At 70.7% G+C, this 13,978-nt stretch carries 11 protein-coding genes; 5 read left to right on the top strand and 6 right to left on the bottom strand.

The window, feature by feature from the left end; translation table 11 throughout:
• Window positions 1-22 precede the first annotated feature (22 nt).
• The 5 genes from ACFQ58_RS06125 to ACFQ58_RS06105 form a co-directional block, all read right to left on the bottom strand.
• A complete protein-coding gene (locus tag ACFQ58_RS06125) occupies window positions 23-997 on the bottom strand; it encodes a S1C family serine protease (protein WP_376950142.1) in 975 nt (324 codons plus the stop codon).
• 60 nt (window positions 998-1,057) lie between these two features.
• Window positions 1,058-1,885 (bottom strand): SURF1 family protein, encoded by an 828-nt coding sequence (locus tag ACFQ58_RS06120; protein ID WP_376950141.1) that lies wholly within the window; start codon window positions 1,883-1,885, stop codon window positions 1,058-1,060.
• 89 nt (window positions 1,886-1,974) lie between these two features.
• On the bottom strand, window positions 1,975-3,705 hold the full coding sequence (locus tag ACFQ58_RS06115; RefSeq protein ID WP_376950140.1) for a glycerol-3-phosphate dehydrogenase/oxidase: 1,731 nt from the start codon (window positions 3,703-3,705) through the stop codon (window positions 1,975-1,977).
• A gap of 105 nt (window positions 3,706-3,810) precedes the next feature.
• Window positions 3,811-4,935 (bottom strand): GuaB3 family IMP dehydrogenase-related protein, encoded by a 1,125-nt coding sequence (locus tag ACFQ58_RS06110; protein WP_376950139.1) that lies wholly within the window; start codon window positions 4,933-4,935, stop codon window positions 3,811-3,813.
• Window positions 4,936-4,993: 58 nt separating this feature from the next.
• Window positions 4,994-6,694 carry an ABC-F family ATP-binding cassette domain-containing protein gene (locus tag ACFQ58_RS06105; protein WP_376950138.1) on the bottom strand — a complete coding sequence of 567 codons (1,701 nt, stop codon included), beginning with the start codon at window positions 6,692-6,694 and terminating at the stop codon, window positions 4,994-4,996.
• Window positions 6,695-6,846: 152 nt separating this feature from the next.
• On the opposite strand from ACFQ58_RS06105, the gene ACFQ58_RS06100 reads away from it, so the two are divergent.
• Window positions 6,847-7,998: a MalY/PatB family protein gene (locus tag ACFQ58_RS06100; RefSeq protein ID WP_376950137.1), complete on the top strand. Its 1,152-nt coding sequence runs from the start codon at window positions 6,847-6,849 to the stop codon at window positions 7,996-7,998.
• A 2-nt stretch (window positions 7,999-8,000) separates the two neighbouring features.
• Here ACFQ58_RS06100 and guaB read toward each other — a convergent pair whose 3' ends face one another.
• Entirely contained in the window at window positions 8,001-9,503 is a 1,503-nt protein-coding gene (gene guaB / locus ACFQ58_RS06095; protein ID WP_376950136.1) for an IMP dehydrogenase, read from the bottom strand.
• Window positions 9,504-9,858: 355 nt separating this feature from the next.
• Here guaB and ACFQ58_RS06090 point away from each other — a divergent pair, with 355 nt between their 5' ends.
• From ACFQ58_RS06090 to ACFQ58_RS06075, 4 genes are read left to right on the top strand one after another with little or no spacing between them, the layout of a single operon-like run.
• Window positions 9,859-11,076: a branched-chain amino acid ABC transporter permease gene (locus ACFQ58_RS06090; protein ID WP_376950135.1), complete on the top strand. Its 1,218-nt coding sequence runs from the start codon at window positions 9,859-9,861 to the stop codon at window positions 11,074-11,076.
• Window positions 11,077-11,091: 15 nt separating this feature from the next.
• Entirely contained in the window at window positions 11,092-12,072 is a 981-nt protein-coding gene (locus tag ACFQ58_RS06085; RefSeq protein WP_376950347.1) for a branched-chain amino acid ABC transporter permease, read from the top strand.
• Window positions 12,062-12,976: an ABC transporter ATP-binding protein gene (locus tag ACFQ58_RS06080; RefSeq protein WP_376950134.1), complete on the top strand. Its 915-nt coding sequence runs from the start codon at window positions 12,062-12,064 to the stop codon at window positions 12,974-12,976. The genes ACFQ58_RS06085 and ACFQ58_RS06080 overlap by 11 nt, the downstream gene beginning before the upstream one ends.
• Entirely contained in the window at window positions 12,963-13,751 is a 789-nt protein-coding gene (locus tag ACFQ58_RS06075) for an ABC transporter ATP-binding protein (RefSeq protein WP_376950133.1), read from the top strand. Before ACFQ58_RS06080 ends, ACFQ58_RS06075 begins: the two co-directional genes overlap by 14 nt.
• Window positions 13,752-13,978: the final 227 nt, after the last annotated feature.

The following is a 13,978-nucleotide window of genomic DNA, read 5'->3' as shown; positions in this document are numbered from 1 at the left end:
TCGACGGTTCGGGGCGTCGTTTCTACGCCCCGACGAGCTCGCGCGGCACCACGAACACGTCGACGAGGGCCCCGCCGCGCCAGAGCGTCATCTCGACCTCGCGGTCGATCACATCCTCCACCATGAGCCGCTGGATCGACGTCGCCGTCACGATCCCCGTGCCGTCGAGGCTCACGGCGATGTCGCCGGGCCGGATGTTCGCGACCTCCGCCGGGCTGCCGGGCACCACGGCCGTGACCTGCAGGCCGGTCGTCGAGCCGATCCTCGTCGCGAGCTCGGGGGCGAGCCGCACCTGCGCGCCGGCGATGCCGAGCCATGCCCGGCGCACCCTGCCGCGGGCGACCAGCGCGTCGATGATCGCGCGCGTCGCCGGGTTGATCGGGACCGCGAGTCCGAGTCCGACTCCCGCGACCGCGGTGTTCACGCCGACCATGCGCCCGCGCCCGTCGGCGAGCGCACCGCCGCTGTTGCCGGGGTTCAGCGCGGCATCCGTCTGGATCACCTCGTCGACGACGCGCCCGGCGGCGGTGGGCAGCGACCGACCGAGGTTGGAGACGATGCCGGCCGTCACGCTGCCGGCGAAGCCGAGCGGCGTGCCCAGGGCGACGACGAGCTGCCCGACGCGCAGCTCGCGCGCATCACCGAGCGGCACCGCCGCGGGGACCGCGCCGTGCGCGCGCAGCACCGCGAGGTCGGAGAGCGGGTCGCGGCCGATGACGTCGACGTCGACCGACGTGCCGTCGCCGAAGGACGCTTCGGCGCGTTCGGCGCCGACGACCACGTGCGCGCTCGTCAGGAGCACGCCCTCGTCGGAGATGACGCTCGCACTGCCGGTGCCCTGACCGCGCCGGGATCGCACGGCGAGGCTGGCCATGCTCGGCAGCAGGTCGCGCGCCACCTGCGTCACGATCCTCGAGTAGGCGTCGAGCGGCTCCTCGGCCGGTCGTCCGCCCGCCGCGTCATCGGGCTCGTGCCCGGTGCGGTCGTCATCGCTCACACCGGCATCCTCACCCCGTGGGCGGATGTCGCGACCGGAGTTCGCCGCAGGCGGAACGCGTCAGCGCCCGGTCGGCTCCCCACCCGAGCCGCCGGATGCACCGGCCGCGCCGGCCTCCGTCGCCGCGAGCTCGGCCTCCTCGCGCTCGCGCTGGACCGCGTCCTTGACGAGCCGGTACCAGAGGAACACCGCGAAGCCCGCGAACACGACCCACTCGATCGCGTAGAAGACGTTGAGCCAGTTCAGCTGGGCCTCCTGCTCGGGAGGGGGCGACGAGATCGCCTCGAGCCCGGCCACCGGCTCGGCGGCGGTGACATAGCCGAAGTACACGGGCCGATCGTCGTAGTCGGCCCAGACGTTGATGAGGTGCGCGACCCCGACCGTCGTCATCGCGTTCGGGTCACCGTCCTCGGCGGGCACGACGGGTGCCTCGCTCGGCAGGAAGCGGCCGACGACCTCGACCTCGGCTCCGCCGCCACGCGCGTCGGCGTCGACTGCGTCGAGCGCCTCGCGGGCCGACTGCTCGTCGGCCGACCAGCCGAGCGCGACGGGAAGGCCGCCGGGTGCGGCATCCGTCACCTCGAGGTGGGCGACCACCCACCATCCGGCGACGCCGTCGTTGAGGCGCCCCTGGACGAGCACGGTGTCGCCCGGCACGACCGTGCCGCGCACCGAGACGCGCTGACCGGTCGCCGACTGGTCGGTCGGTCTGTCCGGCTGGGCGATGTCGGCGAGCGGGCGGACCCGCTCGGTCGGACGCTCGACGACCGTGGCCTCCTCGACGGCGCGGCCCACCTGCCATTGCGCGAGGATCGCGAACGCCGCCGCGACCCCGAGCGCGGCGAGCAGGGCGAGCACCCACCGCGGGCGCAGCATCATCCGGAGCATGTCCCGTGAATTCTATCGGCGCACGATGCACGCCCCCTGCGAGCCGGCGGTGGTCGAGGAGCCGCTGTGCGGCGGCCCGACCACCGAGTTCAGTCGACCTGCACGATGTCGGGCGCCTCGAGCCGTACGCGGTCGGCGGACTGGTCGTCGGGCTGCTCCTGCGACGCACGCTCGGCAGCGACGCGCTGGAGGTACCGCTCGACCTCGAGCGCCTCACGGTCGGCGTCCCATCCGAGCACGCCCGCCATGAGGTTGGCCGCGACGGGGGCCGCCGAGACGCCGCGGTCCCATGCCTCGATCGAGATGCGCGTGCGTCGGGCGAGCACGTCGTCGAGGTGGAGCGCGCCCTCGTGCGAGGCCGCGTACACGACCTCGGCGCCGAGGTAGTCGTCGGCGCCCGGGAGCGGCTCGCCGAGCTCGGGTCGCTCGCGGATGAGGTCGAGCAGGTCGTCGGTCATGGTGCCGTACCGGTTGAGCAGGTGCTCGATGCGCACCTTGTGCACGCCGAAGGCCCGCGCGATCTTTCCGCGCTTGTTCCATGCGGCCTGGTAGCCCTCGGCGCCGAGCAGCGGGATGTCCTGCGTGGTCGAGGCCGGCACGCGCCCGTCAAGGGCGTCGGCCGCCGCGTCGATGGCGTCTTTGGCCATCACGCGGTAGGTGGTCCACTTGCCGCCCGCCACGACGACGAGGCCGGGCACGGTGTGCGCGACGATGTGCTCGCGCGACAGCTTCGACGTCTCGTCGCTCTCGCCGGCGAGCAGCGGGCGCAGGCCTGCGAACACGCCCTCGACGTCCTCCCGGGTGAGCGGGATGTTCAGGACGGCGTTCACGTGCTCGAGCAGGTAGTCGATGTCGGCCGCGGTGGCCGCGGGGTGCGCCTTGTCGAGGTTCCAGTCGGTGTCGGTGGTGCCGATGAGCCAGTGGCGGCCCCACGGGATCACGAACAGCACGCTCTTCTCGGTGCGCAGCAGCATGCCCATGTTCGACTGGAACCGGTCGCGCGGCACGACCAGGTGGATGCCCTTCGATGCTCGCACCTTGAACGTGCCGCGCTCGCCGACCATCCGCTGGGTGTCGTCGGTCCAGACACCGGTCGCGTTCACGACCTGCCTGGCGCGGATCTCGAAGTGCTCGTCGGTCTGCAGGTCGTGCGCCTTGACGCCGACCACGCGCTCGCCGACCTTGACGAAGCCCTCGACCTTGACGCGGCTGGCGACATGGGCGCCGTAGAACGAGGCGGTGCGGGCGAGGGATGCCACGTAGCGGGCGTCGTCGACCTGGGCGTCGTAGTAGGTGATCCCCCCGACGAGCGCGCTCGGCGCGATGGAGGGCGCCGCGCGGAGCACCTGCCGCTTCGACAGGTGACGGTGGTGCGGAACGCCCGGCGGGCGCCCGCCGCTGTAACTGAACACGTCGTACAGGAACATCCCTGCGCCGATGTAGAACCGCTCGAAGACACGCTTGTTCAGCGGGTACAGGAACCGCACGGGCTTGACGAGGTGCGGCGCGATGCGCTGCAGCAGCAGGCCGCGTTCGATGAGCGCCTCGCGGACGAGGCGGAAGTCGAGCTGTTCGAGGTACCGGATGCCGCCGTGCACGAGCTTCGACGACCGGCTCGAGGTGCCCGACGCCCAGTCCCGTGCCTCCAGCAGGCCGGTGGAGAGGCCGCGGGTCACCGCGTCGAGCGCGGCCCCCGTGCCGACGATGCCGCCGCCCACGACGAGGATGTCGAGTTCCTTCTCCTTCAGCCGGGCGATCGCCGCCGCTCGCTCGTCGGGCCCGAGCTTGTTCGACCGCGCCACGGACTTCAGTCTCGCCATCGTCGCTCCCCACTCCGAGGCGGACCGGAGCGATCCGCCCGTCTGCTCCACGCTACCGGAGCCCCGCGAGGGGCACCATGGAACCCCGCGGGGGGTCGACGCGGGTCAGGCGGACGTGTAGGGCGCGACGACGACCTCGACGCGCTGGAACTCCTTGAGGTCGGAGTACCCGGTCGTGGCCATCGACTTGCGCAGCGCGCCGACGAGGTTCGCCGTGCCGTCCGCGCCGGGCGCCGGACCGTACAGGATCTCCTCCAGCGGGGCGGCCTGGCCGACCTGCACGCGCTGGCCGCGCGGCAGCTTCGCATGGTGCGCCTCGGGACCCCAGTGCCATCCGCCGCCGGGGGCATCCGTGGCTCGCGCGAGCGCGGCACCGAGCATGACCGCGTCGGCGCCGCAGGCGATGGCCTTGACGATGTCGCCGGCCTTGCCGACGCCGCCGTCGGCGATGACGTGCACGTACCGGCCGCCCGACTCGTCGAGGTAGTCGCGGCGGGCGCCCGCGACATCGGCCACCGCGGTCGCCATGGGCGCATGGATGCCGAGCGTCGCGCGCGTGGTCGACGCGGCGCCCCCGCCGAACCCGACGAGCACGCCCGCGGCGCCCGTGCGCATGAGGTGCAGGGCCGCCGTGTAGGTGGCCGCGCCGCCGACGATCACGGGGACGTCGAGCTCGTAGATGAACTTCTTGAGGTTGAGCGGCTCCTGGTTCTTGGAGACGTGCTCGGCCGAGACCGTGGTGCCGCGGATCACGAACAGGTCGACGCCCGCGGCGACGACGGTCTCGTAGAGCTCTTGCGTGCGCTGGGGCGAGAGGGCGCCGGCCACGGTGACGCCCGCGGCGCGGACCTCGGCGAGCCGGGCCGTGACGAGGTCGGGCTTGATCGGCTCGGCGTAGAGCTCCTGCATGCGGGCCGTGGCCCGGTCGTCGGCGAGGTTGCGGATCTCGGCGAGCACCGGCTCGGGGTCCTCGTAGCGCGTCCAGAGGCCCTCGAGGTCGAGCACGCCGAGACCGCCGAGCTGCCCCATCATGATCGCCGTGCGCGGCGAGACGACGGAGTCCATGGGCGCGGCGAGGAACGGGATGTCGAACTGGTACGCGTCGATCGTCCAGCCCACCGACACGTCTTCGGGGTCGCGCGTGCGCCGGCTCGGCACGATCGCGATGTCGTCGAACGCGTAGACGCGACGGCCCCGCTTGGAGCGGCCGATCTCGATCTCCTGGGTCACCCGTCAACCCTATCGAAGGGCCCCGGCGGGCGAACGGATGTCGCGGACCGCCCGCTGCTCAGCGGACGCGGGCCACGCGCGCCTCGTCGAACACCGGTGCGTCGGTCTCGACCACCTCGCCGTCCGACCGGAACACGAGGAACCGGTCGAACGAGCGCGTGAACCAGCGATCGTGCGTGACCGCGAGCACGGTGCCGTCGAATCGCGCGAGCGCCTCCTCGAGCGCCTCCGCCGAGACGAGGTCGAGGTTGTCGGTCGGTTCGTCGAGCAGCAGCAGGGTCGCACCCGACAGCTCCAGGAGGAGGATCTGCAGGCGCGCCTGCTGCCCGCCCGACAGCGATTCGAAGCGCTGCAGCGCCGAGCCCGCGAGCCCGTAGCGGTCGAGGGCCGAGCTGGCGGCCTCGCGCGCCATCCCCTCGCGGTTCGCGTCGCCGCGGTGCAGGATCTCGAGCAGCGTGCGGCCGCGCAGCCCCGGCAGTTCGTGGCCCTGCGCGAACCAGCCGGGCACGATGCGGGCGCCGAGCGTCGCCGACCCCTCGTGCGGGACGTGCACCAGCGTCGCACCGACATCCGTCACGTGCCCCTTCGCAGGATCGGGATCGCTGCCGCCGCCCGCGAGCAGGCGCAGGAAGTGCGACTTGCCCGATCCGTTCGAGCCCAGCACCGCGACGCGGTCGCCGTACCAGACCTCGAGGTCGAACGGCCGCATGAGCCCGGTGAGCTCGAGCCCCTCGCAGACCACCGCGCGCTTGCCCGTGCGCGCGCCCCGGAGCCGCATCGAGACGGCCTGGTCGGGCGGTCGCTCCTCGGGCGGGCCGGCCTCCTCGAACTTGCGCAGGCGCGTCACGGCGGCCTGGTAGCGCGACGCCATGCCGTCGTTGTACGTCGCCTTGAGCTTGAGGGTCTGCACGAGCTGCTTCAGCTGGGCGTGCTGCTCGTCCCATCGGCGGCGCAGCTCGTCGAGCCGCGCGAAGCGCTCCTCGCGGGCGGCGTGGTAGCCGCGGAAGCTGCCGCCGTGCACCCACGCGGTGCTGCCCGCCGCACCTGCCTCGAGCGTGACGATGCGGTCGGCGGCGCGCGCGAGCAGCTCGCGGTCGTGCGACACGAGCAGCACGGTCTTCGGCGTCGCGCGCAGCTGCTGCTCGAGCCAGCGCTTCCCGGGAACGTCGAGCGAGTTGTCCGGCTCGTCGAGCAGCAGCACCTGCTCGGGCCCGCGCAGCAGCGCCTCGAGCGCGAGCCGCTTCTGCTCGCCCCCCGAGAGTGTCGTGAGCTCGCGCCACTTCGCGCGCTCGAACGGAACGCCGAGCGCCGCCATGGTGCAGTGGTCCCAGACGACCTCCTGGTCGTAGCCGCCGGCCTCGGCGTACTCGGCGAGCGCCGACGCGTACCGCATCTGGGCGGCCGTGTCATCCGTCTCGATGAGCGCGTTCTCGGCCTGCTCGAGCTCGATCGCCGCCGCACGCACGCGCGTCGGGGCCACCGAGACGAGCAGCCCGTGCACGGTGCGGTCGACGCCGTCGACCACCTCGCCGCGGCCCACGAACTGGTCCATCACGCCGAGCCCGCCATCGACCTGCACGCTGCCCTCGTCGGGCCGCAGGTCACCGCGGATGATGCGGAGCAGCGTCGTCTTGCCCGCGCCGTTCTGCCCGATGAGCGCGGTCGTGCGGCCCTCGGTGACCCGGAAGGCGAGGTCGGTCAGCAACGGTCGGCCGTCGGGCAGCGAGAACGAGACGCCGTTGACGTCGATGAACCCCATGCGTCCGATCCGTTCTGCGTTCGCGGCCTGCGCCGCGGCGCCCGATGGGCAGCCGACCAGACTACACAGGCGGATGGCGCGCCGCGACACGCCCGCGACATCCGCCCCCTGGACGGGTGTCGCGGCGAGCGCGACTGCGGCAGGCTGGAGGCATGCACCGCGTCGCCGCCGACCCGATCGACCTGCTCCGAACGCGCACGAGCGCCAAGTGGACGAGTTACGACCCCGACGTGCTGCCGCTGCCCGTCGCCGAGATGGACTACCCGCTGGCCGAGCCGATCGCCGAGGCGCTGCACGTCGCGGTCCGCCGCTCGGACACGGGCTACAACCGCGGCAGCCGCCCCGTCGCCGAGGCGTTCGCCGAGTTCGCCGCACAGCGCCTGGGCTGGGAGCCCGACCCGGGCCGGGTCACCTGCACGGCCGACGTCAGCATGGGCATCGTCGAGGTCCTGCGCAGAGTCGTCGAGCCGGGCGACCGCGTGATCATCAACCCGCCGATCTACCCGCCGTTCTTCGACCTGGTCACCGAGGCCGGCGCGACGGTGCTCGAGGTGCCCCTCGCCGGCGGCATCGACGACGGGTGGTCGCTCGACCTCGCCGGCATCGAGGCCGCGTTCGCCGACGGGGCGCGCGCCATGGTGCTCTGCAACCCGCACAACCCCGTCGGGCACGTGCACTCGCGCGACGACCTCGCGGCCCTCGCCGACCTCGCCGCCCGCTTCGGCGTCGCGATCGTCTCCGACGAGGTGCACGGGCCGCTCGCCCAGCCCGGCTCGCCGTACGTGCCCTTCCTCACCGTGTCGGATGCCGCGCGGGAGCACGGGATCGCGATCACCGCCGCGTCGAAGGCGTTCAACCTGGCCGGGCTCAAGGCCGCGATGATCCTGACCGCGAGCGAGCGGGGCGACGACGTCCGGGCGAAGCTCCCCTACGAGGTCGAATGGCGGATGGGGCAGTTCGGCGCGATCGCGTCCATCGCCGCGTTCCGCCACGGCGCGTACTGGCTCGACGGCGTGCTCGCCTCGATCGACGACAACCGGCGGCTGCTCGTCGACCTGCTCGCCGACCTCCTGCCCGGCGTGCGGTACCGGATGCCCGACGCCAGCTACCTCGCCTGGCTCGACCTCTCCGCGCTCGGGTGGGGCGACGACCCCGCCGAACGTGCGCTCGCGCAGGCGCGCGTCGCCCTCGCGTCGGGGCCCGGATTCGGCGCGGAGGCCGGTCGTGGGCACGCGCGACTCAACCTCGCGTGCTCGCCCGAGGTGCTCTCGGAGGCGATCACGCGGCTCGCGGACGCGCGCTGACGCTACCGCGTGTAGTTCGGCGCCTCGACGACGAACTGCACGTCGTGCGGATGCGACTCCTTCAGGCCGGCCGGCGTGATCCGCACGAAGCGGCCCTTCGCCTTGAGCTCGGCGACGGTGCGCGCGCCGACGTAGAACATCGACTGCCGCAGGCCGCCGACGAGCTGGTACGCCACCGCCGACACCGGCCCGCGGTAGGGCACCTGGCCCTCGATGCCCTCGGGGATGAGCTTCTCGTCGCTCGGCACGTCGGCCTGGAAGTACCGGTCCTTCGAGTACGACGTCTTCTTGCCGCGGGTCTGCAGCGCGCCGAGCGAGCCCATGCCGCGGTAGGCCTTGTACTGCTTGCCGTTCTGGAACACCAGGTCGCCGGGGCTCTCGGCAGTGCCCGCGAGCAGCGACCCGAGCATGACGGTGTCGGCACCGGCGACGAGCGCCTTCGCGATGTCGCCCGAGAACTGCAGGCCGCCGTCGGCGATGAGCGGCACGCCGGCGGGCCTGGTGGCCTTCGACGCCTCGTACACCGCGGTGATCTGGGGCACGCCCACGCCCGCCACCACGCGCGTGGTGCAGATCGAGCCCGGACCCACGCCCACCTTGACGGCATCGGCCCCGGCATCGACGAGCGCCTTCGCGCCCTCGAAGGTCGCGACGTTGCCGCCGATCACGTCGATGTGCGCGAACGCCGGGTCGGCCTTGAGCCGGCGGATGATGTCGAGCACGCCTGCGGACTCGCCGTTCGCCGTGTCGACGACCAGCACGTCGACGCCCGCGTCGCGCAGCGCCTCGGCGCGCTCCCACGCGTCGCCGAAGAAGCCCATCGCCGCACCGACCCGCAGGCGCCCCTCGGCGTCCTTCGTCGCGTTCGGGTACTGCTCGGACTTGTCGAAGTCCTTCACGGTGATCAGCCCGGTGAGCCGGCCCCGGTCGTCGACGAGCGGGAGCTTCTCGACCTTGTGCTGCGCGAAGATCGCGACCGCCTCGTCGGGGTCCATGCCGACGCGGCCGGTGATGAGCGGCATCTTCGTCATGACGTCGACCACCTTGGTGCTCTGCTTCTCGAAGTCGGAGACGAAGCGCATATCGCGGTTGGTGATGATGCCGACGAGGATGCCGTCGTCGTCGACGACGGGCAGGCCCGAGACCCGGTAGGTCGCGCACAGCTCGTCGACCTCGGCCACGGTGGCATCGGGCGTCGTGGTCACCGGGTTCGAGACCATGCCCGACTCGCTGCGCTTCACGCGGTCGACCATGTCGGCCTGCTCTGCGATCGAGAGGTTGCGGTGCAGGATGCCGATACCGCCCTGGCGCGCCATGGCGATCGCCATGCGGGCCTCGGTGACGGTGTCCATCGCCGCGGAGAGAAGCGGGGTGGCGACCGTGATTCGCTTCGTCAGGTGCGAACTCGTGTCGGCCTCGCTCGGGATCACGTCGGTGTGTCCCGGCAGCAGGAGGACGTCGTCGTAGGTGAGTCCCGTGAATCCGAACGGATCGGCCTGATCCATGTCGCCCCTTCGTGTCGTGTCGTGCTCGATCGCCCCGCGCGCACCGCGGATCGCGGGGCACGACGCGTCGATGCGGTACAGAGAGTTTAAGCGAGTTTGCGCGCACGGCATTCCCCGGATAACAATCGAGGGCCGATCGTGAGCCCAGGTGAAACACTTGGGACATAATCGGCACGTACTGTCGACGACGTCGTCGTCAGGAAGCCGGACCCGATCGTTACCCCCGGTCGGGATCTTTGGAGGTGCAGTGGAACCCACGCGAACAGTCCCCACACGATCTCGCGGGAGGTGGCTCCTCCTCTTCGGACTCCTCGTCTCCGCACTCACTCTGTCCGGCATCGCAGCGTCCCCTGCGTTGGCGGACGAAGGGGGTACGGACACGGCGGCCGAGGAGGAGTTCGAGTACTTCTTCACCGGGAACGTCCAGTTCGAGGATGAACCCCTCGAAGGCGTCGAGATCACGGTCGAGGGCAACGGATACGAGGCGACCACCGAGACGGACGCCGATGGTCGCTGGACCCTCGGCGTACCCGAGAAGGCCGCCTACGAGATCTCGCTGAACGAGGACACCCTCCCCGAGGGCGTCGTCGTCGAGGACGGCCAGTCGAGTGTCGAGGCGGAGTTCGGCCTGACCAACCGCAAGGCCGTGAACTTCTTCCTCGGCGAAGGGCAACGCGTCACGACCGACATCGGCGCACAGATCCTCATCCGGCTCGTGAACGGCCTGAACTTCGGCCTCCTGCTCGCGCTCGCCGCGATCGGCCTGTCGCTCATCTTCGGAACCACCGGGCTGTCGAACTTCGCACACGCCGAGATGGTCACGTTCGGCGCGTTGATGATGCTGACCTTCGGCGTCGATCTCGCGCTCCCGGTCTGGCTCGCGCTGATCATCTCGCTCGTGCTCTCGGGCGCGCTCGGATGGACGCTCGACGCAGCGCTCTGGAAACCGCTGCGACGGCGCGGGGTCGCGTTGATCCCGCTCATGATCGTCAGCATCGGCCTCTCGCTCGCGATCCGGTACACGTACCAGTTCTTCTACGGCGGGGCGACGCGCCAGCTGCCGGGTGCCACGCTCCCCTCGGACATCCGCCTCGGCCCGATCACGCTCTCGTGGATCGACGTGGTCAGCATGGCGACCTCGGTCGTGGTGCTGCTCGCGGTGGCCTACTTCCTGCTCCGGACGCGGATCGGCAAGGCCACGCGCGCCGTGTCCGACAACGCGCCGCTCGCCGCGGCGAGCGGGATCGACGTCGACCGCGTCATCCGCATCGTCTGGGTGATCGGTGCCGTGCTCGCCGGCCTCGCGGGCATCCTCTGGGCGTACTTCCGTCCGGGCGTGAGCTGGGACATGGGCTTCCAGATCCTGCTGCTCATCTTCGCCGCGGTCACGCTGGGCGGTCTCGGCACGGCGTTCGGCGCCCTCGTCGGATCGCTCATCGTGGGGCTCTTCGTCGAGATCTCGACGCTGTGGCTCCCGAGCGACATGAAGTACGTGGGCGCGCTCGTCGTGCTGATCCTCGTGCTGCTGTTCCGACCGCAGGGCATCCTGGGTCGCCGAGAGAGAATCGGATAAGGAGCGACCATCATGATCGACTGGATTGCGATCCTCTCCAACGCGTCGCAGCAGCTCATCAGCCCGACGACGGCCGCGTACGCGCTGGCCGCGCTCGGCCTGGCGATCCACTTCGGCTACACGGGCCTGCTGAACTTCGGCCAGGCGGGCTTCATGGCGATCGGCGCCTACGGCTACGCGATCTCCACGCTCTCCTTCGGGTTCCCGGTGTGGGCGGCGGTGCTCGTGGGCATCGGCGCCTCAGTGGTGTTCGCGCTCATCCTCGGTATCCCGACGCTGCGCCTTCGAGCCGACTACCTCGCGATCGTCACGATCGCGGCGGCGGAGATCCTGCGGCTCATCTTCACGACGAACACGTTCGAGGACGTCACGGGCTCGGCGAGCGGCCTCCAGGGCTACAAGGGCGGATTCGCCGCGCTGAACCCCATCCCCGACGGCACCTACGGCTTCGGCCCCTTCACGTACAACGCGTACGACTGGTGGATCCGGATCGTCGGTTGGACCGTCGTGATCCTCGCGGCCCTGTTCACGTGGCTGCTCATGCGCAGCCCGTGGGGCCGCGTGATCAAGGGCATCCGCGAGGACGAGGACGCCGTCCGCGCGCTCGGCAAGAACGTGTACTCGTACAAGATGCAGAGCCTCATCCTCGGTGGCGTCTTCGGCACGCTCGCCGGCATGATCTTCATCATGCCGCGCGCGGTCGTGCCGGCGAACTACCAGACGTCGCTCACGTTCTTCATCTACGCCATCCTGCTGCTCGGCGGCGCCGCGACGATCCTCGGGCCCATCGTCGGCTCGATGATCTTCTGGGTGCTGCTGTCGTTCTTCTCGGGCTTCGTCGCGAGAGGCGTCGAGGCCGGATGGTTCCCGTTCATGTCGCAGGTGCAGGCGGGCCAGCTCACCTTCATCCTGGTGGGCATCGGCATCATGCTGCTCGTGGTCTTCAGGCCGCAGGGCATCTTCGGCAACAAGAAGGAGTTGGCCTTTGTCCGATAACGTCGCTCCCACGGCCCGGCCGGTCAAGAGCTCCGGCCTCCACGTCGGCGACGCCGCACCCGGTGTCAAGAAGGTCGACCCGATCCTCGTCGCCGACGGCGTCAAGCGGACGTTCGGGGGCCTCACGGCCGTCGACGTCGAACACGTCGAGATCCCCCGCGGTGCGATCACCGCGCTCATCGGCCCGAACGGCGCCGGCAAGACGACGTTCTTCAACCTGCTCACGGGCTTCGACAAGCCCGACGAGGGCAAGTGGGAGTTCGACGGCCGGTCGCTGGCGCACGTCCCGGCGTACCGGGTCGCTCGCATGGGGCTGATCCGCACCTTCCAGCTCACCAAGGCCCTCGGCCTGCTCACCGTGCTCGACAACATGAAGCTCGGCGCGAAGTCGCAGACCGGCGAGAACCTCTTCCGGTCGATCCTGCCGTTCCTCTGGCGCAAGCAGGAGGACGAGATCGAGGCGAAGGCGAAGGACCTGCTGGCACGCTTCAAGCTCGACGCCAAGCAGGAGGACTACGCCGCGAGCCTCTCGGGCGGCCAGCGCAAGCTCCTGGAGATGGCGCGGGCGCTCATGAGCGACCCCACGCTCGTCATGCTCGACGAGCCGATGGCCGGCGTGAACCCGGCGCTGACGCAGTCGCTGCTCGACCACATCCTCGACCTGAAGTCGCAGGGCATGACGGTGCTGTTCGTCGAGCACGACATGCACATGGTGCGCCACATCGCCGACTGGGTCGTCGTGATGGCCGAGGGCAAGATCGTGGCGGAGGGCGACCCCCACACCGTCATGGAGGACCAGGCCGTGATCGACGCCTACCTCGGCGCTCACCACGACACGGATCTCGGCGCGACCGACACCGGCCACGTCGAAGCACTGAAGGAGCTCATCGATGACGAACAGTGAATCGGTCCCGGCCGCGGCGCCCGAGCCTGCGGGTGGCACCGCGGTCGCCCAGGACGACATGGTCGTCGAGGTGCGCGATGTCACCGCTGGGTACCTGCCCGGCGTCAACATCCTCAACGGGTGCTCGCTCACGGCCCGCCAGGGTGAGCTGATCGGCATCATCGGCCCCAACGGCGCCGGAAAGTCGACGCTGCTGAAGGCGATCTTCGGGCTCGTGCGCGTCCGCGAGGGCGGCATCTTCCTGCAGGGCGAGGAGATCACGAACCTCAAGGCGAACCGGCTCGTCGCGAAGGGCGTCGGCTTCGTGCCGCAGACGAACAACGTGTTCCCGTCGCTCACCATCCAGGAGAACCTCGAGATGGGCCTCTTCCAGAAGCCCAAGGGCCTGAAGGAGCGTCTCGAGTTCGTGACCGAGATCTTCCCGGAGCTCGGCAAGCGACTGGGCCAGCGCGCCGGCTCGCTCTCGGGTGGCGAGCGCCAGATGGTGGCCATGTCGCGTGCCCTCATGATGGGTCCGCATGTCCTGCTGCTCGACGAGCCGTCGGCCGGACTCTCCCCGGTCCGGCAGGACGAGGCATTCCTGCGGGTCAAGGAGATCAACCGTGCAGGCGTGACCACGATCATGGTCGAGCAGAACGCGCGTCGCTGCCTCCAGATCTGCGACCGCGGGTACGTGCTCGACCAAGGTCGCGACGCCTACGAGGGTGCCGGTCGCGACCTGCTCAACGACCCGAAGGTCATCGGCCTGTACCTGGGTACGCTCGGCCAGGAGTAGCGCCCGGCGCACGCGAGAAGGGGGTGGATGCTGCGGCATCCACCCCCTTCGTCATGCCCACCGGACGGAGCCGTTCGCGCCGCTCCACTCCGTAAGCATCCCTTCTCGCACCGGGTTGACGACCTCGTGCTCTCGCTGCGCGCGTGAGATCGCGCTTCCTGGCAGGTCGAATGGCGGGGATCGCTTGTCGACCGAGTCGTGACTTCCACGCGTGCGGTGACGCGGGT

The sequence above is a fragment of the Agromyces sp. NPDC056523 genome (genome assembly GCF_042794545.1).
Classification (GTDB): domain Bacteria; phylum Actinomycetota; class Actinomycetes; order Actinomycetales; family Microbacteriaceae; genus Agromyces.
Note: the sequence above shows the minus strand (reverse complement) of the source record. Positions and strands in the feature narration are given on the sequence as shown.